Source organism: Clostridium drakei, assembly GCF_000633595.2.
GTDB lineage: Bacteria > Bacillota > Clostridia > Clostridiales > Clostridiaceae > Clostridium_AM > Clostridium_AM drakei.
In genome coordinates this window covers 110970-136098 of record NZ_JIBU02000019.1, presented here as the reverse complement: position 1 = coordinate 136098, position 25129 = coordinate 110970, and the positions used below count along the sequence as shown (strand labels likewise).

Here is a 25129-nt window from a genome sequence, read left to right as displayed (position 1 = left end):
AAGCTTACTTTTAAATCTTTTTTCTACTTAACACGATGAAGTTTTCCTTTATATGAATTTCTTTTCGTTATTCCATACACTATACCAATGGCCATCCAGCTAAATCCCACTATTTTTGAAACCTTAGACATATTTATCCATATATAGAAGCAAATCAAAATTCCTAGTAAAGGAAATATTAAATTCCATATAAAATTCAAACCTGTTCTCTCTCTTTTTTTAATATAGAAGTGAACTATTACTGATAAGTTTACAAGCATAAATCCTATAAATGCTCCAAAACATACTAAATCAGAAGCTGTTTCCAAGCTTAAAATCCAAGCTCCTACTATACTTATAATACTCATTATTATGATATTATAAACTGGTGTTTTATGTTTAGTATCAAGATGAGCAAATATTTTTTTAGGTATAGCGTTATCCCTTCCCATACCATAAAGCAACCTTGCTGCTCCTGCTTGTGCAGCTACTCCTCCAGCTACTAATGCAACTATAAATGCCACTGAACAAAATACAACAAGTAAATGTCCTCCAATTTTTCCTATAATGTAAATAAAAGCTGAATCTATATTAGGATAAGTAGTATAATCAGGCCATACCAATGCTCCTACATAAGCTTGTAATATAAATATGGCTCCACCTATTAAACAAGTCGCTATAGCAGCTCTTCCTATATCCTTAGAAGGATTTACAGATTCCTCAGCTAAAGTGGTTACAGCATCAAATCCCAAAAATGATAATGCAGCTGTTCCTACTCCTGAGATTATACAACTAAAGGTAGCTGTGCTAGAATTGTATATGGCCTTTGTATAAAATAGTGTACCTGTTCCAGTTCCACCGTTTACAGCATGTACTGCAAAAGCCACAAAAGTAATAAGACATGCAAAACTGAAAATTGCTACAATTGTATCTACTTTAGCGGTTACCTGAACTCCTAAATAGTTAACTGTAGCTATAAAAGCTGAAAATATAATAACCCAAATCCAATTAGGAATACTAGGTATTAACGCATTAGCATAAATAGCAGCAACTATATTTATCTGAAGTGGTAACAATACATAATCTAAAAACATCATCCATCCTGTTATAAATCCTATACGCCGGTTTATAACTCTTTCAACATAAGTATAGCTTGACCCTGCCACGGGAAAGGCTCCAGCCATCTTACCATAGCTATATGCAGTAAATATCATGGCAATCATTCCTATAAAATACGCTAACGCCATATGTCCACCAGTTTTATGATTTATTACTCCATAAAGTGCAAATGGTGCTATAGGGTTAAGGAATACTATGCCAAATAAAAGAATGTCTTTAAATGTCAATACTCTTTTTAATTCCTGTTTATATCCTAAATTGTCTGCTTGAATATGTCTCTGCTCTTGTGCGGTCTCACTCATGTTTTTACCTCCTAAAAAACATTTCAAATTGAAATATTTTTTTCTATTTTTTAAATATTGTTAATATTTATTACAGCATAATAGACACCTCCGACCTAGACCTAAATTAAATTTTTAACATATATTATGAATAATTTACAATAATGTTATTAAATTTACTTATATCTAAATTATTCTATATAATATAATATGATATTATAATTTAATGTTTTTTGCAACTTTGGAATTAACTGAAAATTCAGAGTTTTTCAACCAAATAAACTGCTGTTACTTAACTTTCACCATTCAACCTCTTCATTAAGCATAAAATCAGAATTTATCCTACCTAAATACTTTACTTTTGAAATTCAATCTATCAGAAATTTTATATAAAATTAAAAAAAACTATAAAATTTAGGTTTATTATCCTAAATTTTATAGCTATATATTACTTATTTTCTATGATAAAGTTATGTTAAAAAAATAATTTATTAAAAAATCATTTTTTAAAATTTAATTGTTAATATTTACACCAAGTTCCTTTAATTGCATTTCATCTACTACATTTGGAGCTTCCGTTAAAGGACAAAATGCATTTTGATTTTTAGGGAATGCAATTACATCCTTTATATTTTCTGTACCTGCAAGGAACATGATCATTCTATCAAGGCCATATGCAAGTCCTCCATGTGGTGGTGCACCAAATTTAAATGCTTCAAGTAAGAATCCAAAGCTATCCCAAGCACGTTCTTCTGTAAATCCTAAAACTTTAAGCATTTTTTCCTGTAATTTTATATCATGTATTCTTATACTTCCTCCACCTAATTCTTCTCCATTTAGTACGATGTCATAAGCCTTAGCTCTAACTTTTCCTGGATCACTTTCCAAGTACTGAATGTCATCATCCATAGGTGCTGTGAATGGATGGTGCTCTGCCTGGAATCTTTGTTCTTCTTCATTGTATGAGAATAATGGGAACTCAGTTACCCAAACAAATCTATACTCATTGTTATTTTGCAATATTCCTGTTTCCTTTGCCATATGAAGTCTTAAAGCTCCTAAGCTTTGGAATACAACACTATTTTTATCTGCTACTATAAGTACTAAATCACCAACTTCAGCTTGTATTTTATCAAGTACCGCTTTAGTCTGTTCTTCATTCATAAATTTAGCTATAGAAGATTTTATTTCATCTTCCTTATATGCTACCCAAACTAGTCCCTTAGCTCCATAAGTTTTTACGAAATCAACTAATTTATCAATTTGTTTTCTTCCCATAGCAGCACAATTTTGAACTTTTATAGCTCTTACTGATCCACCATTTGCTAGTGCATCCTGGAATACTTTAAAATCTATATCTTTTACAGTTTCACTTATGTCATTTATTTCCATGCCAAATCTTAAATCTGGCTTGTCACTTCCGTATTTTTCCATAGCTACCTTATAAGGCATTCTTTCTATTGGAAGCTTAACATCAACTCCTGAAATTTCTTTAAATACCTTTTGAACTAATCTTTCATTTAGCTCCATAACATCATTTTCTTCTACAAAAGATAGTTCCATATCTATTTGAGTGAATTCTGGTTGTCTATTTGCTCTTAAATCTTCATCTCTGAAGCATTTTGCTATTTGGAAATATCTATCATAACCTGAAACCATTAAAAGTTGTTTAAAAAGTTGTGGTGATTGAGGTAATGCATAAAACTTTCCTGGGAAATTTCTACTTGGAACAAGATAATCTCTAGCTCCTTCTGGTGTACTCTTTCCTAATATAGGAGTCTCCATTTCAAGAAATCCATTTTCATCTAGAAAATCTCTAACTACTTTAGCCGCTTTATGTCTTATCATAAATATTCTTTGCATATCAGGTCTTCTAAGATCAAGATATCTATATTTTAATCTTATATTTTCAGCTGCATCTAAATTTTCTTTTATGTATATAGGAGGTGTTTCTGATTCTGATAAAATCTTAATGCTTTCTCCCTTTAATTCCACCATACCTGTAGGAAGATCTTTATTAGCAGCTTCTCTTTTAACTAAAGTTCCTGTTACAGCTATACAATACTCTGATCTAACAGTATTTGCTTTTTCAAAAGCTTCCTTATTTATTTCTTCTCCAAAAACTACTTGAAGTATTCCTGATCTATCTCTTAAATCAACAAATTCAAGTCCGCCTAAATTTCTTCTTCTTTGAACCCATCCCATAACAGTATATTTGTTACCTACATGAGTTTCTCTTAATTCACCACACATAATGGTTCTCTTAAGTCCTCTTAATGCTTCTCCCATTTTTTCTCCTCCAGTATTCCTTGTATTTGGTTAGTTAAAATTAAGTTATTTTATTATCTTAACAATGCTATCTAAATTTTTTAAATCGACTTCAAACTGCTGTCCATCTTCCATTCTCTTCAATTTTGCTGTACCAGCTTGTAATTCATTTTCGCCTAGCACAACTGTAAATTTAACACCTATTTTGTTTGCATACTTCATGGAAGCTTTTACACTTCTATTCATATGATCAGAATCACATTTTAATCCTTTTGCTCTTAAATCATTTACTATTTTAAAAGCTTCTATTTTGGCATCGCCGCCCATGGTACTTACATACAAATCCATATAATCAGATCTAGGTATTTCTATTCCTTCTGATTCCAAAGTCATAATAAGTCTTTCTAAACCCGTAGCAAATCCAAAAGCAGGCATATCTGGTCCACCTAACTCTTCAATGAGCTTATCATATCTTCCACCACCACAAACTGTTAAATCGTTATATATTATTTCAAAAACAGTCTTTGTATAATAATCCAATCCTCTTACTATATAAGGATCGATTGTATACTTAATTCCAATGGCATCTAGATATTTTTTCAATTCTTCAAAGTGATTTTTACAATCATCACATATATAATCTAATATAGTTGGTGCATTTTTAGCTATCTTTTTACACTTTTCCTCTTTGCAATCAAGTATTCTCATTGGATTTCTTTCAAATCTTGATTTACAAGTAGGGCATAGATTATCATAATTTTCTTTTAGAAAGCTTTTTAATGCATCATTAAATTTCTTTCTACAATCTGGACATCCTAAACTGTTTATATTTAAGCTTAAATTCTTAAGTCCTAATTCATCTAATGCTCTCATTGCTATACTTATACCTTCAGCATCTATTGATGCTTCTTGTGACCCAAATATCTCTACTCCATATTGATGAAATTGTCTTAATCTACCTTTTTGAACATTTTCATATCTAAAAGCAGGAACAAAGTAATAAAGCTTTGTTGGCTGTGCTTCATTATAAAGACTGCTTTCAATAAACGCTCTTACTGATGGTGCCGTTCCTTCAGGCTTTAAAGTAATACTTCTTCCGCCCTTATCTTCAAATGTATACATTTCTTTTTGAACAACATCAGTAGTTTCACCTACTCCTCTTGTAAACAGTTCTGTATTCTCAAACATAGGAGTTCTTATTTCTTTTATTCCATATTGCTCTGAAAGTTCTCTAAATTTATTTTCAACGTAATGCCATTTGTAAGCATCCTTTGGCAGCATATCCTTAGTACCCTTTGGTGCTTGTATATTCATTCTAATACCTCCCTTTATTTCAACTTATTTATATCGTGTATTTAAAAGTTTAATTTTCTTGTTCACCATTTCCTCTGTTCTATTTATGTATTCCCTTACATCCTTAACATTTGCATGTCTTTCTATTCTATTTTCATCCAAAAATACAACTTTAGTGGCAGCATCTGCTCCACAGGCAATAATAGTTTGAACTTCTTCAATAATTTGAATGTTATATAATCCTTCTTTAGAAGGATTTGCATATCCTATATTCTCCATATTACCAACCATGTTTTTCTGTCTATACATATAATATGGTTTAATATTTAATTTTTCAGCTAACTTAACTGTCTCCTCATACATTAAATTTAATTCTTCTTGCTCTGGAATAGAAAATTCTATATTATTCACTATATTTTCATGGAGCTTAGAAGCTCTTTTTACAGACATACCATGTACAGTTATACTATCAGGAGAAAGTTTTGATATCTCCTCACAAGTCTTCTTTACATGCTTTAATACTTCACCAGGAAGCCCTACTATAATATCCATATTTATATGATTAAAACCAAACTCTCTTGCCATTCTAAATTTATCTATTACATCTTGAACAGTATGTTTTCTGCCTATAAGCTTTAAAGTATCATCATTCATAGTTTGAGGATTTATACTAATTCTGTGAACATTATATTTTTTCATAGTATTCAGCTTGCTTGAAGTTATACTATCTGGTCTACCACATTCTACTGTAAATTCTTCTATACTATTTTTGCGTATAAAACTATTATATATATGTTCCATAATTTTTTCAAATTGTTCATCATTAATTGAAGTAGGCGTTCCTCCTCCAAAATATACACATTGAATTTTAAGTCCTTTTGTTCTTATGTATTCTGCTGTCTTTTCTATTTCATAACACAAACTTTTTAAATATGGTTCCACTATATTTTTGCATCCCTTGATAGGATTGGAAGTGAATGAACAATAAAGACACCTTGTTGGACAAAATGGCATACCAACATATACACTAATGGTATTTTTATCCTTGTTAACCAAACTTTTTTCTGATTTTGCTATATTAATGCAAAGTTCTGCCTTGTTTTTCTTTACAAGAGAATGTTCACTAAAATAATTAATTATATATTCATCATCTTTCCCTTGGTCTATCAGCTCTAAAGCTATCTTGCTTGGTCTTATACCTATTAAAGTTCCCCAAGGAAGTTCTTTTCCAGTTTTTTTATGTAAATATTTAAAAATTGCCTTTTTAATTCCTGATTTTACAGTTTCTCCATTTAAAAATTTAAATGTTTTTATTTCATCTTGTTGTAAAATATTAATGCTGTTTTGTTGGATTTCTATGCAAATATCCCACTGATCTTCTACAAAACTTATTTCTAAAAATTTATAAAACATGCTGATCATATGGTATACATCATATCTATAATCCATGTTATTCAATTTTACTTTAATTTTCATTACTACATATTCTCCTCTTTAAAAATGGAGAATTAAAAATTCTCCACCAAGTAAACTCTATAAAAATGGATTGTGTAATCTTTCTTTTCCTATAGTACTTTCTGGTCCATGACCCGGAAAAACTTTAATTTCATCACCTAATACCATAAGTTTTTCTTTAATGCTCTTTATTATTGCATCAAAATTTCCTCCTTGAAAATCTGTTCTTCCTATAGAACCTGCAAATAATGTATCTCCTGTAAACACTGAATCTTTAATTAAGAAACAAACTCCTCCTGGCGTATGTCCTGGCGTATGAATACATTTTATATCCATATTTCCAACCTTAAAAATATCTCCCTCTTTTATATATTGATCTATATTATTAACAATGTCTCCATACATAAATGCACCTTTACTTATTAGCTCATAATCTTCACTACTTATGCATAAAGGTGAATTAAAATCTTTTTTTAACCTTAGTGCAGCACCAGTATGATCTGCATGACCATGAGTAAGCAATATATATTTAACCTGAACATTTTCTTTTTTTATCGCTTTTATTAAATCTTCTTCATCTCCACCTGGGTCCATTACAACACAATCTTTAGTTTCTTCATCTATTACTATATAACAGTTTGCCGCATAAACTCCCGCAGGAATTCTTTTTATTTTCATTGACATTGATATAACCTCCTTCTTTACATTTAAAAAGTTTTATTACTATCTATCATTAACGTAACGGGACCATCATTTTCTATACTTACTAACATGTCTGCACCAAATCTTCCTGTCTCCACCTTAGGTACAGTTTCTCTACATTGTCTCACAAATTCCTCATACATTTTTTCTGCCTCATCGCCACCTAATGCTTCTATAAAACTTGGTCTTCTGCCTTTTCTACAATCTCCATATAAAGTAAATTGTGATATTATTAATAATTCTCCTCCTACATCTAGAAGAGACTTATTCAATTTTCCATTCTCATCTTCAAATATCCTCAAATTTAAAATTTTGTCTTTTAAATAAGTTATATGTTCCTGTGTATCTTCCCTTGATATCCCAAGTAAAACATTTAAACCTTTATTTATTTCTCCAACTACTTCTCCATTTATTTCTACCTTAGAATACTTAACCCTCTGTACTACAGCACGCATTAAAATCACTCCTTAAGCATTATAAATTTAATTTTTAGTTCTATAAACATCAATAACATTTCTGATTCTCTTTATCTTTTTCATAACAAGCTTTAAATCATCTATACTAGATATTTTTAACTTTATATTTATAGTGGCAATTCCATTTTTAGGAGGCTTTGCATTTACAGCATATAAATAAGTATTGCTATTACTTATAATTTCCATAGCCTCTGCCAATATTCCTTCTCTATCCTCTGCACTAATTTCAATTTCAGCTATATATTCAGCTCCCTTAGGTCTTCCCCAACTTACTTCAACCAACTTATTATCTTCATTTTTTAATAAAAAGTCCACATTCTTACAGTCTTTTCTGTGAATTGAGACACCTCTCCCCTTAGTTATATAACCAACTATCTCATCACCTGGAACTGGATTGCAGCATTTTGCAAATCTTACAAGTAAGTTACTTTCACCTTTTACTATTATGCCTGGCTGATCTTTCTTTGGTTTATTTTGCTTACTATTTTTATTTAATTGTTCTTCTACTGCTTTCCAATCGTCAACTTCATGTTTATTGTTTTTTAAGTAAAGCTCTTTTAACTTCAAAACCACATTAGATTGAATAATAGCTCCAACCCCTACCGCTGCATACAAATCATCTATAGAATTCATATTATATCTTTTAAGTGTAGTTTCTAGTATTTCACCTTTAGCAAATTCTCCAAAATTATATCCTTGTTTCTTAGTTTCTTTTTCAAGTAAATCCTTACCTTTTACTATATTTTCTTCTCTTTTTGCTTTTTTGAACCAAGCTCTTATTTTACTCTTAGCTTGATTACTTTTGACAATACTGAGCCAATCTATACTTGGACCTTTTGGTGTAGTTGATGCCAATACTTCAACAATTTCTCCTGTCTTTAAATGATAATCAAGAGGAACCATTTTTCCACTTACTTTTGCTCCTATACACCTATTTCCTATGTCTGTATGAATTTTATAAGCAAAGTCTATTGGGGTTGCCTCATAAGGTAAGTTTATCACAGTACCTTTTGGAGTAAATACAAATACCTCATCAGAAAACAAGTCTATTTTAAACCCTTCCATAAATTCTTCCGCATCTGAAGTTTCTCTCTGCCATTCCAATATTTCTCTAAGCCATGTAAGTTTTTTATCTATATCATCTGCTGTTTCTACTCCTTCTTTATACTTCCAATGAGCAGCTATACCATATTCAGCAGTTTTATGCATTGCAAAGGTTCTAATTTGTATTTCAAATGGTTTTCCTTGAGGTCCTATAACTGTAGAATGAAGTGATTGATACATATTGGGTTTAGGCATAGCAATATAATCCTTAAATCTGCCTGGTATAGGCTTATATATAGTATGTACTATTCCTAATGCAGCATAACAATCCTTTACAGTTTCTACAAGTATTCTAACTGCTGTCAAATCAAAAATTTGATCTATAGTCTTATTTTTATTAACCATCTTTCTATATATACTATAAAAATGTTTCGGTCTTCCATCTATCTCTGATGATATTCCAGCCCTATCTAAATTGTTTTCAAGCTGCTGTATTACTTCACCTATATATTCTTCTCTTTCTTCTCTTTTTTCTGAAATCTTTCTTACTATAAAATAATATTCATTAGGATTTATATATCTAAATGCTAAATCTTCCAATTCCCATTTTATTTTTGACATACCTAATCTATGAGCAAGTGGAGCATATATATCAAAGGTTTCCTTAGCTTTTTCCTTTTGTTTTTCTACAGGCATATACTTTAAAGTTCTCATATTATGCATTCTATCTGCCAATTTTATAAGTATGACTCTTATATCCTTTGCCATAGCAAGAAGCATCTTTCTAACATTATCTGCCTGCTGTTCTTCTTTTGTTTTATACTGTATTTTCCCAAGTTTAGTTACACCATCAACTAAATTTGCAACTTCTACACTAAACTCATTACAAATATCTTCATAAGTATATTCCGTATCTTCTATTACATCGTGGAGTAGTCCTGCTGTTATGGTACTAGTATCCATGCCCATCTCAGCTAATATGCATGCTACTTCTACAGGGTGCATTATATACGGTTCTCCGGATTCTCTTTTTTGTTTTTTATGTGCCTCATCAGCTAAATTATAAGCCTTTTCTACCATTTTTTTATCTACATTAATGCAATTTTTGTCTATTTTTCCTATTAATTTTTTTAGCATGCTACTACTCCTACTCCTCTAAAATCAATGGCTGGTTAAAAACCAGCCATTATTTTTTATTAATATTATATTATATACTGTAGAAAGTTGCAATTTATTTAAACATTGTATTTAATTAAAGACATTATATCGTATTTTTTTAACTTTTCTCTTCCATTTAAATCAGTTAATTCCATGACAAAATCCACAGTTACAACTTCTCCACCTAGTTGTTCTACCAATTTAGCAACAGAACCAATAGTTCCTCCTGTAGCTAATAAGTCATCTACTATGGCAATTCTTTGATTTTTCTTTATGCTATCTTTATGTATCTCTAATTCGTCGCTGCCATATTCTAAATCATAATTTACACTAATAGTGTCATATGGAAGTTTTCCTTTTTTTCTTATAGGTACAAATCCAGCTCCTAAGGCATATGCTACTGGTGCTCCAAATAGAAACCCTCTGGCTTCAGGGCCAACCACCACATCAATTTTCTTGTCCTTTAAATACTCTACAATTTTATCCACAGTGTATTTAAATGCATCTTTATCCTGCAATAAAGTAGTTACATCTTTAAAACTTATTCCTTCTTTTGGAAAACCATCTATTACTCTTACCTTTTCCTTCAAGTCCACGTATATTCTCCCCCTTAATGATAAATACAATTATATTATATACCTTAATTTGTAATTTTCATATTATTTATTAATTATTGACATATATCAAAAATTTTAAATACCTTTCAAGAAATGCACAACTCATTTCCTTTAGTTTCATTTTTTAAATATTTTGCTATCTGCTCAGCTCTATCCATACTAGCAGTGGTAAACAATTCTACCGCTATTCTTGCATTATCTACATTTCTAATACTCTTTGATACTGGTACAATATTATATGCTAATTTACATATGCTTTCTTTATTTATATTTACAATATTATGGATTTTGATTAAAGCTTTAAGCCCATAATTATTGGTATAATTCAAATGATACATTCCTTGACTAACCATAATTTTATTTTCACCAGTCAAGTTTATATTTCTCGAAATTATACCTATCATAACTAAATCTAAATATTTACTTATACACTTCATTTGATAATACATGGATATAGATTGTGCTAATTTAAATGCTATTCCTACTGCTGTTAAATCTTTAAAAGTATATTTACAGCCTTCTTGATTTGGATTTACAATAATAGTCTCAGGAAGTACCTTAGAACATTCATGATAATCAGTTATTATTACATCTATTCCTAGATCCTTACAGAGTTCAACTTGTGAAACAGAATTCACTCCACACCCTACTGTAATAATAAGCTTTGCTCCTAAAAATTTTACATGGTTTTTTATAATATCAGAATCTATACCAAAATATTCATCCATATTTTCAGGGACAACATATTCCACATCTGCATTTAAATACTTTAAAACTAGCAACAACAAAGAAACAGCTGTTATACCATCTAAGTCATAGTAGCCATAAATAACTATCTTTTCTCTTTCATTTACTGCCTTTATAATTCTTTTTAATGCTTCTTTCATCCCTTTTAACAAAAAAGGATCCTGAGCATCTGAAACTCTAGAATACTGCATATTTCTTTCTTGTATCTCCATAATAAAATCCTCCAAATTTATCGAAAGCATATATATTATAATTGATATTGTCGCATTTTACAAATACTTTATAAAGAGATTATTAACAATAAAAAAATCTAGAGTTACATATACTCTAGATTTTTTATTTTATCATAACAAACTAATATTTTAAAGAAATTTCTCTATTTTGCTGTCTTTAATTTTTTTGCAGCTGAATTTCTATTCTTACCCATATGTTTCTTTAATATTACCCAGAATGGAGTAGCTATAAATATTGATGAATAACATCCTGATGTAATACCTACTAAAAGTGGCTTTGAGAAGTTTCTTATACCTGGTACAAATATATAAATAGCTAACAGCATTATTAAAACTGTAAGTACTGTATTTATAGATCTTGCCAATGTTTGAGTTATACTGGCATTACTAAGTTCTACAACACTTGATCCTCTCATGTACTTATGATTTTCTCTTATTCTATCAAAAACAACTATTGTATCATTTATAGAATAACCTATAACTGTTAACATAGCAGCAACAAACATTGAATCTATAGGTATTCTAAACACTGCATAAAATGAAAACATAATTAAAACATCGTGAATAAGCGAAAGAATTGCTGCTAATCCAAATGTAAATTCAAATCTAAATGCTACATATATAAGCATTGCTACCGCTGATAAAGCAATAGCCTGATAAGCCTTCATTCTAGTTTCTGCACCTATTGAAGCACCTATATTTTCTTGATTTGTAACGCTGCTGTCTTTATATTTAGCCTTAACAGCCTTAACAATTTCAGCTATATTTTCATTATTTAACTTAGCACTTTTTATTTCTATAGAAGTATTATTAACCTTATTAGATTGAAACTCCGAATCATACTTTTTTACTATGCTATCTATATCAGCTTTATCAAAAGTTTTTCCTATATTTATTTCAAGAACAGTACCACCTTTAAAATCCAATCCAAATTCCAAACCTTTAGTAGCAGCTGTAAAAAGTCCTATGAATATTATAATTGAAGATATGGCAAACCATATTTTAGTTTTTTCTATAATTTTAAACATGCTGTTTTGCCCCCCTTCTGAAGTCATGTACTCCAAAGGTTCCTATGGTCCATTTATGATAGAACCATCCCATACCTGCCGCAAGTTTTATTAAAGTTCTTGTTACAGTTGTTGCTGTAAATAAACTTAATGCAACACCTATAACTAGTGTTAAAGCAAATCCTTTTACTGTACCAGAACCCAATCCATAAAGAACTATTCCTGCAACTATAGTAGTTACATGTGAGTCTATTACTGAGGTCATAGCTCTATGGAAACCTGCATCTATAGATGATTTTATTGATTTTCCGCCTTTTAATTCTTCCTTCATTCTTTCAAATATGAGCACATTAGCATCTACCGCCATACCTACTGTAAGTAGGAAACCTGCTATACCTGATAATGTCAAGGTTACACCTACTGTAGCAAAAGCTAAAAGTAATAAATAAATATATACTATCAATGCTAACCCTGCAATGAATCCTGGAACTCTGTAATATAATATCATAAATAATATTACTAATCCTATACCAATTTTACCAGCTAAAATACTTAAAGGAAGAGAATTAGCTCCAAGAGATGCTCCTACTACCTTAGATTCAACTGCTTTAACACTAACAGGTAGTGCACCAGATTTAATTAAGTTAGCCTGTCTCTTAGCTTCTTCCAAACTTCTGCTTCCTGTAATTTCTGCTTTACCATTAGTTATCTGCACATTAACTGTTGGATCTGTAAGAAGCTGCTCATCCAAATAAATTGATATTTTTTGTCCCAAAAACTTCTGAGTAGCATCTGCGAACTTTTTAGTTCCTGCAGAATTAAATTCAACTCCTACTGCCGGCTTTTGAGAGTCTTGGCTTATATAAGATGTAGCATCCTTAACATCCTTACCTGTAAGTATCGTTTGTTTATCTGGACCTACAAATTTAAGTTCACCAGTTTTAGCTACACCATCTATTACAGATTTGGCATCATATTTTCCTGGCACTTCTATTCTTATTCTTTTCTGACCTTCTCTAACAACAGTTGTTTCACTAACTCCCATTTTGTTAACTCTCATAGATAAAAGTTCTACAGTTTTGTCAAAGGTTGCTTGATCAACTTTACTAGCTTGAATTTCTTCCAAGACTGAAACTCCACCTTGAAGATCAAGTCCTCTATTTATAACTTCGCCAAATGACTTAAGCCTGTAGTCACCAACTGTAGCCCCGTAGACTCCTGAGTAAGCAAAAAAACCTATAAGAAGTAAACATATAACAAACAGCACAGTGCTTTTTGCTTTATTTTTCATTTTTATCCTCCTTTGTTAATAATTAACTTTTATAATTTACATCTATTTACATTAGCCATTATATTACTTAAAAAATATACCGTCAATATTTATAAATGTAAACTTTTAAAAAACTATTCCATCATTTTTGTTTTCAATGCTATAGCACATTCAATTCTCTTTTTTTGCATCTTACATCCTAATGAATATGGTGTATGCATATCACCATTAAAATTGTAATTATTAGCTTGACATCCACCACTGCAATAAAATCTAGCCCAACATTTTTTACATTCAGGCTTAGTATATATATGAGCATTTTTAAATTTGTCTACTATGTCTGTATTTAATTCTTCATCACTTGATAAATTCCCCAATTTAAAATCTTCATTTCCAATAAATTGATGGCAAGGATATATATCTCCTTCTGGAGTTATAGCCACATATTCATGTCCCGCTCCACAACCTGATATTCTTTTGTATACACAAGGACCACCTTGTAAATCTATATTAAAATGATAGAATCTAAAATCTTTACCTTCCTTATGACGTTTAATCATTTCAAAATATAATTTATCATATTGTTCAAATATTGTAGGTAAATCTTCTTCTCTAAGAGAAAGTGGATGATCATTTGGAAGTACTACAGGTTCTATTGATATTTCATCAAACCCCTGATCTGCCATGAATTTTACATCTTCAAAAAAGTCTGTATTCCATCTTGTAAATGTTCCTCTTGCATAATACTGCTTTGACTTGTCTCTCATTTGAACCATCTTTTTTATTTTAGGCAATATGCTGTCATAGGAACCCGTTCCATCTACTCTTACTCTGACTTTATCATTTACTTCTTTTCTTCCATCTATGCTTAAAATAATATTTCCCATGTTTTTATCAAGGTACTCCATTATTTCATCATTTAGTAGTGTAGCATTAGTAGTCATAGTAAATCTTATATTTTTATTATGAATTTTTTCCTGCTCTTTTGTATATTCCATTACTTCTTTTATAACATTTAATGCCATAAGTGGTTCTCCACCAAACCAATCCACTTCTATGTTTTTTCTTGGCCCTGATTTTTTAATAACAAAGTCAATAGCCTTTTTAGCAATTTCAGCAGACATCAACTCTCTGCATCCTTTGTAATCTCCCTCATCTGCAAAACAATATTTACATCTTAAATTGCAGTCATGGGCTACATTTAAACATAAAGCTTTTATGTAAGATGGAGCCTTATTAGAATTTAATGCTATATCTTCGTATAAATCCTTAGAATATAATACTTCTTGTTCTATAAGTTCTTTTATCTCATTATAAGCTTCTTCTATCTCTTCCTGCTTATAAACATTTTTTAATCTATTTATAACAATTTGTTTTTCTTCTAACTTTTTATCATCTAAAATGTCATAAACTAATTTGTCTACTATATGTACTGTTCCAGAGTTTACATCTATTACATAATGTTCTCCCCCCTGGACAAACTTGTGAATATCTGCCAACTTCTATTCCTCCTAAAATAAATATCAAAAAATTAAACTTTATCCAATAAATAACATTCACAGTACTGGTTTCCCTACAGATAACCAATAAATATCATGTATTAGATAAGTTTCACTAAAATCCAGATAGTTTTAAAACACTAACTAAATTAAGTTATACTTGATTAAAATCTCCACGTAAATTTAAAGCAGTAACATAACGTTACTGCCTAAATTTATGTTAATTTTCACAAGCTAAATTAGCAACTGTGCAAGAAGTCTTACATGCAGATTGGCATGAGTTAGCACATTCTTTACATCCTGGCTTTTTTAGGCTGTCTTTTATATTTGATTTGTTTACAGTTCTTATATGTTTCATTTAAATTCCTCCATTCATAAACTTTTCCGTTTGATTATAACATAAACAATAAATAAAATAAAGTTATTAGTAAATTAAAGATTTCTTGCAACTATTCCAGATGCTGCCCCCACTACCAAGGCTAGTAAAAATCTAGCGACTCTATTATATCCTATTACAGCAGAATTTCCTGATATAACAGAAACTACATAAATTACCATTAAGTATAAGAGAGTTACCATGATTCCTACTAAAAATCCTCTACTATTTGTCTTTCTTACTGCATAGATAGTACCATAAATTATACTTAAAAGTGTAGTAATTAAATAAAATGTAGAACTAGTTGTTTCACTTATTTCTGTAAATGTCATTATAACTGCAAATATAAGAAGCAAAACCACTGTTATAATAAATCCTCTTAATACGCCTTCCGCGGCTACAATATAGCTTGTATTCTTTTCTTTTTCCAACTTAAAACACCTCCTACCTAATAGTATCTATGTAGAAAGAAGGTGTTTTATGATTAAAATTTAAACATCCTTATTGGTTGTCTGTGCTTTTTTCTTCTTTTTTATCATCCTTGCTGTTATACTCTTCAATTGCAGCTAATAAATTTAGCACTCCAGTTTTATCAATCTTTATTCTCACTTTGTCTGGGCCTGTTTGAATAGTTACAAATCTGCCTTGCATATTTATAACTTTGCCAATTATACCACCCTTAGTCATAATTTCATCATTAACTTTTAAGTTATCTAGCATCTCCCTATATTCTTTTTTTCTTTTTCTTTCAGGTACTAGTATAACTAAGTAAACTACTACAAGCATAAATATAAGTGGAGAATATTGAATCAAAGTTTTCACAAAAATCACCTCCCTCATCATTTAGTTAACAATTAAACTTTTATTTTGTTTATTGAATTCGTAATTTAAAAATATTACGAATATAGTTAACTCTTAACTCTTTTAAGCTCTTCCATTCCACTGTTTAAGTTTTTCACTTTTGTATTCTGCAAAATAATTACCATCAATAGCATCTCTTATTTCTTGCATCATATTATTGTAGAAATAAAGGTTATGAAGTACACAAAGTCTCATTGCTAATATTTCCTTAGCTTTAAATAAATGCCTTATATATGCTCTTGAATAGTTTTTACAAGCTGGACATTGACAACCTTCATCTATTGGCTTGGAATCCAACTCATATTTTGCATTAAATAAATTTATTTTTCCTTCTTTAGTAAATACATGACCATGTCTTCCATTTCTAGCAGGAAGAACACAATCAAAAAAGTCTACTCCCCTATCTACAGCTTCTAATATATTGCTTGGTATTCCAACTCCCATAAGATAAATAGGCTTATCTTCTGGTAAATATGGAACTACTGCATCTATCACCCTGTACATTTCCTCATGAGATTCTCCTACTGCTAAACCTCCAATTGCATAACCATCCAAATTCATTTTACTTATAGTTTTAGCATGTTCAATTCTTATATCTTCAAAAATCCCTCCTTGATTTATACCAAAGAGCATTTGTTTATCATTTATTGTATCTGGAAGAGAATTTAATCTATCCATTTCATCTTTGCACCTTTGCAACCATCTTGTAGTTCTAGCTACAGATTGCTCTACATAATCTCTTGGTGAAGGATTGTGTATGCATTCATCAAAAGCCATAGCTATAGTAGATGCTAAATTACTTTGAATTCTCATACTTTCTTCCGGTCCCATGAATATCTTTCTTCCATCTATATGAGAATTAAAATAAACTCCTTCTTCCTTTATTTTTCTCATTTTTGCTAAAGAGAAAACCTGGAATCCACCTGAATCAGTTAAAATAGGCCTATCCCAATTCATAAATTTGTGTAATCCGCCCATTTTTTTTACAACTTCATCACCAGGTCTTAAATGAAGATGATATGTATTTGAAAGTTCTACCTGACATCCTATTTCCTTTAAATCCATGCTAGATACTCCACCTTTTATAGCAGCTAAAGTACCTACATTCATAAACACAGGTGTTTGTATTACACCATGAGCAGTTGTAAACTCACCTCTTCTAGCCTTCCCACTCTTTTTAAGTAATTTGTACATTAAAACACTCCTTTATTTTATAAACATTGCATCGCCGAAGCTAAAAAATCTATATCGTTCTTTTACTGCTGTATTGTAGGCATTCATTATTTTTTCTCTTCCAGCCAAAGCACTTACTAACATTATTAATGTAGACTCTGGAAGGTGGAAATTAGTTATAAGCCTATCTACCACTTTATACTTATATCCTGGATATATAAATATATCTGTCCATCCTGATTGTTCTCTTACTTCTCCTTTGTCATCTCCTATAGTTTCTAATGTTCTACAAGAAGTAGTCCCTACTGCAATTACTTTTTTTTCACTTTTCTTTGCTTTATTTATTATATCTGCAGTTTCCTTTGACATAGTGTAATATTCTGAATGCATATTATGATCTTGTATATTTTCAACTTTAACTGGTCTAAAAGTTCCTAGCCCCACATGTAAAGTTAAAAATGCTATATTCACACCTTTTTCTTCTATTTTTTTTAACAGCTCTTCTGTAAAATGTAATCCTGCTGTAGGTGCCGCTGCTGATCCCTGCTCTTTTGAATAGACAGTCTGATACATTTCTTTATCTTCAAGCTTTTCTTTTATGTAAGGCGGAAGAGGCATCTGTCCTAGTTTGTCTAATACTTCTTCAAATATTCCTTCATACTCAAATTGTACAATTCTGTTTCCGTCTTCTTCAACACTAACTACTTCTGCCTTTAATTCTCCATCACCAAATACAAATCGTGTTCCAACTTGTGCTCTTTTTCCTGGCTTAACAAGAGTTTCCCACTTATCTTTATCTATTCTCTTAAGTAATAGAAACTCTATTTTTCCTCCTGTATTCTCTTTACTTCCAATAAGTCTTGCAGGAAGTACTCTGGTATCATTTAATACCAAACAATCTCCTGGTTCCAAATAATCAATTATATCTTTAAATATTTTATGTTCTATTTCACCAGTATTTTTATCTAATAACATCAATCTTGCTTCATCTCTTTTTTCCAATGGGCATTGTGCTATTAATTCTTCTGGTAAATAAAAATCAAAATCTGTAACCTTCAAAATATCTACTCTCCATTTCTTATGTTCTTTCCTTAAATATTGATTGTTGTTGTACTGTTTTTTTCCCTGGTTTACTCAATTTTTTACTTCTATTCAAATGCTTATATGCACTATCTGATGCAACTCTTCCTCTAGGTGTCCTTATTATAAATCCCTTTTGAAGAAGATAAGGCTCATAGACATCCTGAATAGTATCAAGTTCTTCTCCTATAAAATATGCCAAAGTTTCTAAGCCTACTGGACCACCTTTGAAATTATCTATTATGGCTATTAATATTTTGTTATCTATACTATCAAATCCTTCTTCATCTACATCTAAAAGTTTTAACGCGGCTTTAGTGATTTCCAAATCTACTAGTCCATTTCCTTTAACATCTGAGTAGTCCCTAACTCTTTTTAAAAGTCTGTTAGCTATTCTAGGAGTTCCTCTTGATCTACCTCCTATTTCTAGTGCTGCATTTTCTTCTATTTCCACACCAAGTATTTTAGCAGACCTTACTATAATTTCTTTTAATTCATCATCCTCATAAAACTCCATTGGACACATTACTCCAAATCTATCCCTTAGGGGAGATGTCAAAAGACCAACTCTAGTAGTAGCTCCTATCAAGGTAAATCTAGGTAAATCTAATCTAATAGACTTAGCAGCAGCACCTTTTCCTATAACTATATCTAAAGCATAGTCTTCCATTGCTGGATAAAGTATTTCTTCTACATTTCTGCTTAATCTGTGAATTTCATCTATAAATAACACATCATAATCATTGAGGCTTGTAAGTATTGCAGCTAAATCACCAGCTCTTTCTATAGCAGGACCTGATGTAACCTTTAAATTCCCTCCCATTTCTATTGCTATTATATTAGCTAATGTGGTTTTACCCAATCCTGGAGGACCATATAATAATACATGATCTAAGGCTTCTTTTCTTTTTTTTGCTGCTTCTATAAAAATTTTTAATTTTTCTTTTACCTTTTTTTGTCCAATATATTCATTAATTCTTTTAGGTCTTAAACTATATTCATTCTCTGTATCTCCAACTATATTTAAAGGTGTAACAATTCTATCTTCTTCATTTTCATTCATAAAATTATCACCTTCCTAACCCATTAAAAATTTTAATGCATTTCTTATTATATTTTCTACAGAATCCTTTTTATCCATAGTATTAATAGCTTTTTTAGCTTCTTTTTCAGAATATCCTAATGATACGAGTGCTTCCAATGCTTCTGAACTATTACCTGCAGTTTCATCTATTTCAATAGTATCTCCTTGTGACATATCAACATCTTCTGGTTTTACCTTATCCTTAAGCTCAAGTATAATTCTTTGTGACATTTTCTTTCCTATACCTGGTGCTCTAATAATAAGTTTTTCATCACCAGATAAAATTGCATACTTTAAATTGTTAACGCTACTTATAGATAAAAGCGATAATGCCGCCTTTGCACCTACACCATTTATAGTCAAAAGCAAATTAAACATACTCAATTCTTCTTTAGTCAAAAAACCATAAAGACCTATAAAATCTTCCCTAACTATTTGCTGAAGATAGAGCATTATTTCTTCATTTACTTTGGGAATTTTAGCTAGAGTACTTCCTGAAGTATATATTTTATAGCCAATGCCATTATTTTCAACTACTATGTAATCTTTATTCATTCCTGCATAGGTTCCACGTATATACTCATACATCAAAGATGTCCTCCAATTTCTTAAATTTTAAATCAAAACTTTAGTGTAAACTTAACATATATTACTTTACCATTATACTTAATTTAATTCAAGAAACAAAGAATATTCTACACTATAAAACGCCTTAAAGACTATTACTCATAGTCTTCAAGGCGTGCCTCTGCATCTTCTCTTGTATTACACTGGAAATACTTATTCCCCTTTGTTAAAAGTTCTATGTCTGCTTTTTTTAATCTATCAGTTTTTATATCTGTTACATCTCTTTTTTCATCTTCTATAAACATATTTCCATCTTTATCAGTTTTATATATAGCAATAAATCCATCTTTTATACCAACCACATACTTATTTGGAGCATATCTATCAAATTCTTTCACAAACACTACTTCTGAAGGTTTCATACTTTCTAAGCTATATCCTTGTCCTTTATATACTTGATTTAACTCACTCTTTTTTTTACCTGCTAAATTACCAGCACTCTCTTCTTTTTCATTTATAACTTCGCCACTTTTAATATACTTTTTCTCAAATATTACCTTTGCAGTTGGTGAAAGTGAAGTATTCATATTTGAGTCTACGGTCATAGTTTTATCTATATCCTTACTTTCGTTTTGTACTTTATATTTGTCCTCCTTAAAGTTTGTACTTTTCAACTTATTTATGCACAAATAATAGCTCAAACTAAAAATTGAAATAGTTAAAATTACAAGTAAAATAGTCCTTATCTTTTTTCTATTATTATTAATAAAATCCATAATATCCCTCCTACAAGATATTATGGACACATTACAAAAGTATTATTCAGAAAACTGATTTTTTCTTATCTATATTTTATTATTTTATTATCCAGTTATCAAATTTATCTATTAGCCATTTATCACCTTCAAAGCTTAAAACAGCATTTGAGTATGATACATCCTGTGATCCAAAATAATATCCTTTTAAAGAAACATATACTTTATTACCATAGTACTTTTTATATGCAATTTGAGAACTTTGTACGATAAGTCTAGGTTCTGGATTTCCATATCTCATATACCATATACCATTTACATTAGTGAATACATAATTCACCATATTCTTTATAAAATCATCTGTATAATAATTATTTAATCCATAATTTTTATTCAAATATCCATATATAGAACTATATTTACTGAAATCCTCTGTTACCTTAGCATAGCTTATGCCTGATATGTTAATATACGAGCTGCCATCCACATTAATTTTTAACATTTTTTTAAAACTTTCATCTCCAGTAAACAACAAACTTTTAATAGAATCATCAGAAATAACAGCTTTATTTTCTAAAGTATATTCAACATCATCACTTATACTTCCTGTACCACCAAGTAAAATTAATTTACTATAATTATATTGATCTAAGTATTGTTTTTGAGATGATATATTATCTCCATCTGTTAATATTATAGGAGCATTTTTCTTTGCTGCTAAAGCACTACCCGCCAAAGCGTCAGGAAAATTTTCTCCACTAGCAATAACTGCAGTATCTGAAGACAAATTAAAATATCTACACACATCTAAGGATGTTTCATATCTATTCATTCCAGCTATTCTTATTATATTATTATTATTTAACGATGTAATAACTTCTTTTAATTGCTTAAACACATTGTTACTTATAGAGCCTTCACCACCAATAATAAATACTTTAGATGGCTCTATATCTTTCAACATTTCTTTTGCTTGATCAGATAATTTTGATGAATCACTCATTATAATTGGATAACCTTTTGATGCAGCAATACTAGATACACTTAAAGCATCTGAAAAGCCAAGTCCATTAACAATAACTACTGGTGTACTCTTTTTTATATTTAAGAAATTCATAATTATACGATTTGTATCAAATCTATCAATTCCACCTAGTCTTTTGATATTATTATATCCAATTGAATTAAGATAATTTTCAAATTTTGCACTTACTGATGCTTCTCCACCTAATATATAGATATTGTCATCAGTTTTTAACTTACTTTTTATAAATTTAACAGTACTTTCATTGTAACTATTATCTTTACTTATTAGTAAGATAGGTGCATCTACATTTTTGGAAAGCATACAACCAACTAATGCATCTGGAAAATCATCTCCACTTGCAATAATAACACTTTTCAGCTTATCACTATTATAGTTATTGGCTATATTCATTGAAGTTTCATATCTAGTTGCTCCATCTATTCTATTTACAGTATAGTTAGTTTTAGCATACACCAAGCTTTCTGGCAATATAAATATGGCTATCATGGTAAATAGAATTATAATTTTTTTCACTAAATTACCCCCTTAAAATATAATAAAAAAGCATATATGTCATAATATATTTATAGTATTTTAAAATAAAAAAATTACATAATAAAATTATAAATACCAAATATCTTTTATACTATATTTTTTACTCAAATAAAATAAATATGTGAATACTTTCCTAAAAAATTAATTATATATTTAAAATCATCTAAGAAAGAAGGTATAAAATTAACAGCACAAAAACACCTCTTCATATTGGCATATACCAATACAAAAAGGTGTTTCAATTCCCATATATAATACAAGATCTAAAATTTAAACATAATATGTCTTTTATCTCTCTATTCTTCCCATCCTTCAGGGAACTCAGCATTGTGGTAAACGTCCTGAACGTCTTCATCATCTTCTAAAGCATCAATCATTTTTTGGAATTTACCTGCTGTTGCTTCATCAATTGCAGTATATGTATCTGGAATCATTTTTACTTCAGCTTCTAAGAACTCAAGTCCATTGGATTCTAAAGCTTCTCTTACTGTTCCAAAGTCCTCTGGTGTAGTTGTTACTACAAAAACTTCATCTTCTGCTGCAAAATCTTCTGCACCAGCATCTAAAGCCATCATCATTAATTCATCTTCATCTTTGTCATCTGTTTTTTCTATAACAATTTGACCTTTTTCCTGGAACATGAAAGAAACGCATCCTGTTGAACCCATGTTTCCACCATTTTTAGTGAAAGCGTGTCTTACATTACCTGCCGTTCTATTCTTATTATCTGTTAATGCATTTACTATAACAGCAGTTCCTGCTGGACCATATCCTTCATAAACTACAGTTTCATAGTTTACTCCTTCCATTTCTCCAGCACCTTTTTTTATTGCTCTAGTTATTGTATCCATAGCCATGTTAGCAGCTTTTGCTTTTGCTACAACATCTCTTAACTTACTGTTAGCATCAAGATTGGCTCCTCCCATTTTACATGCAATAGCAATTTCTTTTCCTAACTTAGTAAAGATTTTACCTCTTTTTGCATCTGCCTTACCTTTTTTAGCTTGTATATTATGCCATTTTGAATGTCCTGACATATTTATTTCCCCCTAACTGGTTATATATTATTTTAAATTATTACTAAAATCACACACTAAAGATTTTAAGTTTGGTTTATAAAATACCTAAAACATTATATCATACAAGGACTTATAAATTCAAACTTAAATATCCTGCTCTTGAAACAATCTATTCTCTTTCTTAAAGTAGTAGCTTTCATCTCCTATTACAACTTCGCATTTACCATTAGTAACTTCTATTACAGAAGATTCCACTGTTTTTAATTTTGAAACATCACAATACATTATTATTTTAACCTTATCTGTATACTCTACATTTTCCATATGCCACAAGCTTTGTTCAAATAAGTATTGAACTTTTCCAAGCATATCATATTCTATAAATATCTCCAATACAGATCCCTTAACCTTTTCAACTATACTACCTTCATCTACTGCCATAGCTGCAGCCCTTGAATACGCTCTTACAAGCCCTCCCTTTCCTAAAAGTATACCTCCAAAATATCTAGTAACCACTATAACTACATCTGTTATTCCATTTTTCTTTATGACTTCTAAAACTGGAATTCCTCCTGTTCCCTGAGGTTCTCCATCATCACTATATCTTTGTATGCCCATGTTTTCTCCAATAACATAGGCATATACATTATGTCTTGCTTCTTTCTGTTCACTTCTTATCTTTTCTATAAATTTTTTTGCTTCTTCCTCTTCATATATCCTTTTTATATGACCTATAAAAACAGATTTTTTTTCCTCAAACTGCGTGCTTATTTCATCCTTTATAGTAAAATAACCCACTCCCAATCACTCCTTAACTTGCAAACCATCTTCTTCTAATATTTTAATATACTCTTCTGATGCCCTTTTCACATAATCTTTTTCTGAATTTTTATAAATTTCTTTAATTTTATATAACGCCTTTTCACTTTTAATTTTAATTAATGATTTTATAGCATACATAACCACTTGGGGATTTTCATCTTCTAATTTTCGTATTAGTATATTTTCACCAGCTTTATCCCCTATCTTACCTACAGCAGAAACTGCCATTCTTCTTACATTTACATGATTATGAACAGAAGCTTTAATTAAAATATCTAATACTTTATTATCTCCTATTTCTCCAAGAATCCAAACAGCATTTTCCTTGTCCTTAGTCTTCATATCTGCATAATCACATCTTATATAATCTATAATTTTACTTTTATTTTCTTCACTTAATCCTTTTAAAACTTCTATTTTATCCAACTTTCCAGATGATGATATAGTTTTAAAAAGCTCCTTCTCATTATCACTTTTAGCTAACATTCCATATTTAATTTTACCATCTAATATGTGTTTTTGAACTGTTTCTTTGGATAAACTTCTTATTTTGCATAAACATTCAATGGATTTACCTTCTAAAAACAAAAAGTAAGTTATATCCTCTTCTGTATATGAGTTAATTTTAGACCACTCTATATTAATCATACCTTTTTTCATGA

24 protein-coding genes are annotated in these 25129 nt (G+C 30.1%); all 24 read right to left on the bottom strand.

Annotated features, from left to right (window positions below; translation table 11 throughout):
* Positions 1 to 23: 23 nt before the first annotated feature.
* The 24 genes from EG57_RS0210550 to EG57_RS0210435 all read right to left on the bottom strand — a co-directional run bounded on the left by EG57_RS0210550 (position 24) and on the right by EG57_RS0210435 (position 25127).
* A complete protein-coding gene (locus EG57_RS0210550) occupies positions 24 to 1400 on the bottom strand; it encodes an APC family permease (RefSeq protein ID WP_032077177.1) in 1377 nt (458 codons plus the stop codon).
* Positions 1401 to 1892: 492 nt separating this feature from the next.
* Positions 1893 to 3668, bottom strand: coding sequence for an aspartate--tRNA ligase (gene aspS, locus EG57_RS0210545; RefSeq protein WP_032077176.1), 1776 nt, complete (start codon positions 3666 to 3668; stop codon positions 1893 to 1895).
* A 45-nt stretch (positions 3669 to 3713) separates the two neighbouring features.
* A complete protein-coding gene (gene hisS, locus EG57_RS0210540; RefSeq protein WP_032077175.1) occupies positions 3714 to 4961 on the bottom strand; it encodes a histidine--tRNA ligase in 1248 nt (415 codons plus the stop codon).
* Between the two features lie 24 nt (positions 4962 to 4985).
* Positions 4986 to 6416: a coproporphyrinogen III oxidase gene (locus EG57_RS0210535; RefSeq protein ID WP_032077174.1), complete on the bottom strand. Its 1431-nt coding sequence runs from the start codon at positions 6414 to 6416 to the stop codon at positions 4986 to 4988.
* A 57-nt stretch (positions 6417 to 6473) separates the two neighbouring features.
* On the bottom strand, positions 6474 to 7073 hold the full coding sequence (locus tag EG57_RS0210530; RefSeq protein ID WP_032077212.1) for an MBL fold metallo-hydrolase: 600 nt from the start codon (positions 7071 to 7073) through the stop codon (positions 6474 to 6476).
* A 29-nt stretch (positions 7074 to 7102) separates the two neighbouring features.
* A complete protein-coding gene (gene dtd / locus EG57_RS0210525) occupies positions 7103 to 7552 on the bottom strand; it encodes a D-aminoacyl-tRNA deacylase (RefSeq protein WP_029162407.1) in 450 nt (149 codons plus the stop codon).
* Positions 7553 to 7579: 27 nt separating this feature from the next.
* Complete coding sequence (locus tag EG57_RS0210520; protein WP_032077173.1) at positions 7580 to 9754, bottom strand: RelA/SpoT family protein; 2175 nt, start codon at positions 9752 to 9754, stop codon at positions 7580 to 7582.
* A gap of 98 nt (positions 9755 to 9852) precedes the next feature.
* Positions 9853 to 10371: an adenine phosphoribosyltransferase gene (locus tag EG57_RS0210515; RefSeq protein ID WP_032077172.1), complete on the bottom strand. Its 519-nt coding sequence runs from the start codon at positions 10369 to 10371 to the stop codon at positions 9853 to 9855.
* Positions 10372 to 10478: 107 nt separating this feature from the next.
* Complete coding sequence (locus EG57_RS0210510; protein WP_032077171.1) at positions 10479 to 11351, bottom strand: DHH family phosphoesterase; 873 nt, start codon at positions 11349 to 11351, stop codon at positions 10479 to 10481.
* Between the two features lie 164 nt (positions 11352 to 11515).
* The gene (gene secF, locus EG57_RS0210505) at positions 11516 to 12400 is read right to left on the bottom strand and encodes a protein translocase subunit SecF (RefSeq protein WP_032077170.1); all 885 of its coding nucleotides are present in this window, start codon (positions 12398 to 12400) and stop codon (positions 11516 to 11518) included.
* The gene (secD, locus tag EG57_RS0210500) at positions 12393 to 13670 is read right to left on the bottom strand and encodes a protein translocase subunit SecD (protein WP_032077169.1); all 1278 of its coding nucleotides are present in this window, start codon (positions 13668 to 13670) and stop codon (positions 12393 to 12395) included. The genes secF and secD overlap by 8 nt, the downstream gene beginning before the upstream one ends.
* 113 nt (positions 13671 to 13783) lie before the next feature.
* Positions 13784 to 15148, bottom strand: a complete 1365-nt coding sequence (gene scfB / locus EG57_RS0210495) for a thioether cross-link-forming SCIFF peptide maturase (RefSeq protein ID WP_032077168.1) — start codon at positions 15146 to 15148, stop codon at positions 13784 to 13786.
* Positions 15149 to 15368: 220 nt separating this feature from the next.
* Positions 15369 to 15506, bottom strand: coding sequence for a six-cysteine ranthipeptide SCIFF (gene scfA, locus EG57_RS0210490; protein ID WP_007062455.1), 138 nt, complete (start codon positions 15504 to 15506; stop codon positions 15369 to 15371).
* Positions 15507 to 15580: 74 nt separating this feature from the next.
* The gene (locus EG57_RS0210485; RefSeq protein WP_032077167.1) at positions 15581 to 15955 is read right to left on the bottom strand and encodes a TIGR04086 family membrane protein; all 375 of its coding nucleotides are present in this window, start codon (positions 15953 to 15955) and stop codon (positions 15581 to 15583) included.
* 70 nt (positions 15956 to 16025) lie between these two features.
* Positions 16026 to 16346 (bottom strand): preprotein translocase subunit YajC, encoded by a 321-nt coding sequence (yajC, locus tag EG57_RS0210480; RefSeq protein ID WP_032077166.1) that lies wholly within the window; start codon positions 16344 to 16346, stop codon positions 16026 to 16028.
* Positions 16347 to 16448: 102 nt separating this feature from the next.
* A complete protein-coding gene (gene tgt, locus EG57_RS0210475; protein WP_032077165.1) occupies positions 16449 to 17579 on the bottom strand; it encodes a tRNA guanosine(34) transglycosylase Tgt in 1131 nt (376 codons plus the stop codon).
* 12 nt (positions 17580 to 17591) lie between these two features.
* A complete protein-coding gene (queA, locus tag EG57_RS0210470) occupies positions 17592 to 18617 on the bottom strand; it encodes a tRNA preQ1(34) S-adenosylmethionine ribosyltransferase-isomerase QueA (protein WP_032077164.1) in 1026 nt (341 codons plus the stop codon).
* A 19-nt stretch (positions 18618 to 18636) separates the two neighbouring features.
* Positions 18637 to 19701 (bottom strand): Holliday junction branch migration DNA helicase RuvB, encoded by a 1065-nt coding sequence (gene ruvB, locus EG57_RS0210465; RefSeq protein WP_032077163.1) that lies wholly within the window; start codon positions 19699 to 19701, stop codon positions 18637 to 18639.
* Positions 19702 to 19716: 15 nt separating this feature from the next.
* Positions 19717 to 20310, bottom strand: a complete 594-nt coding sequence (ruvA, locus tag EG57_RS0210460) for a Holliday junction branch migration protein RuvA (protein ID WP_032077162.1) — start codon at positions 20308 to 20310, stop codon at positions 19717 to 19719.
* Positions 20311 to 20444: 134 nt separating this feature from the next.
* A complete protein-coding gene (locus EG57_RS0210455; protein ID WP_032077161.1) occupies positions 20445 to 21065 on the bottom strand; it encodes a hypothetical protein in 621 nt (206 codons plus the stop codon).
* Positions 21066 to 21144: 79 nt separating this feature from the next.
* Positions 21145 to 22605 (bottom strand): cell wall-binding repeat-containing protein, encoded by a 1461-nt coding sequence (locus tag EG57_RS0210450; RefSeq protein WP_032077160.1) that lies wholly within the window; start codon positions 22603 to 22605, stop codon positions 21145 to 21147.
* Between the two features lie 317 nt (positions 22606 to 22922).
* On the bottom strand, positions 22923 to 23663 hold the full coding sequence (locus EG57_RS0210445; protein WP_032077159.1) for a YebC/PmpR family DNA-binding transcriptional regulator: 741 nt from the start codon (positions 23661 to 23663) through the stop codon (positions 22923 to 22925).
* A 126-nt stretch (positions 23664 to 23789) separates the two neighbouring features.
* Positions 23790 to 24443, bottom strand: coding sequence for a YigZ family protein (locus EG57_RS0210440; protein ID WP_032077158.1), 654 nt, complete (start codon positions 24441 to 24443; stop codon positions 23790 to 23792).
* A 6-nt stretch (positions 24444 to 24449) separates the two neighbouring features.
* Positions 24450 to 25127 (bottom strand): HEAT repeat domain-containing protein, encoded by a 678-nt coding sequence (locus EG57_RS0210435; RefSeq protein ID WP_032077157.1) that lies wholly within the window; start codon positions 25125 to 25127, stop codon positions 24450 to 24452.
* Positions 25128 to 25129: the final 2 nt, after the last annotated feature.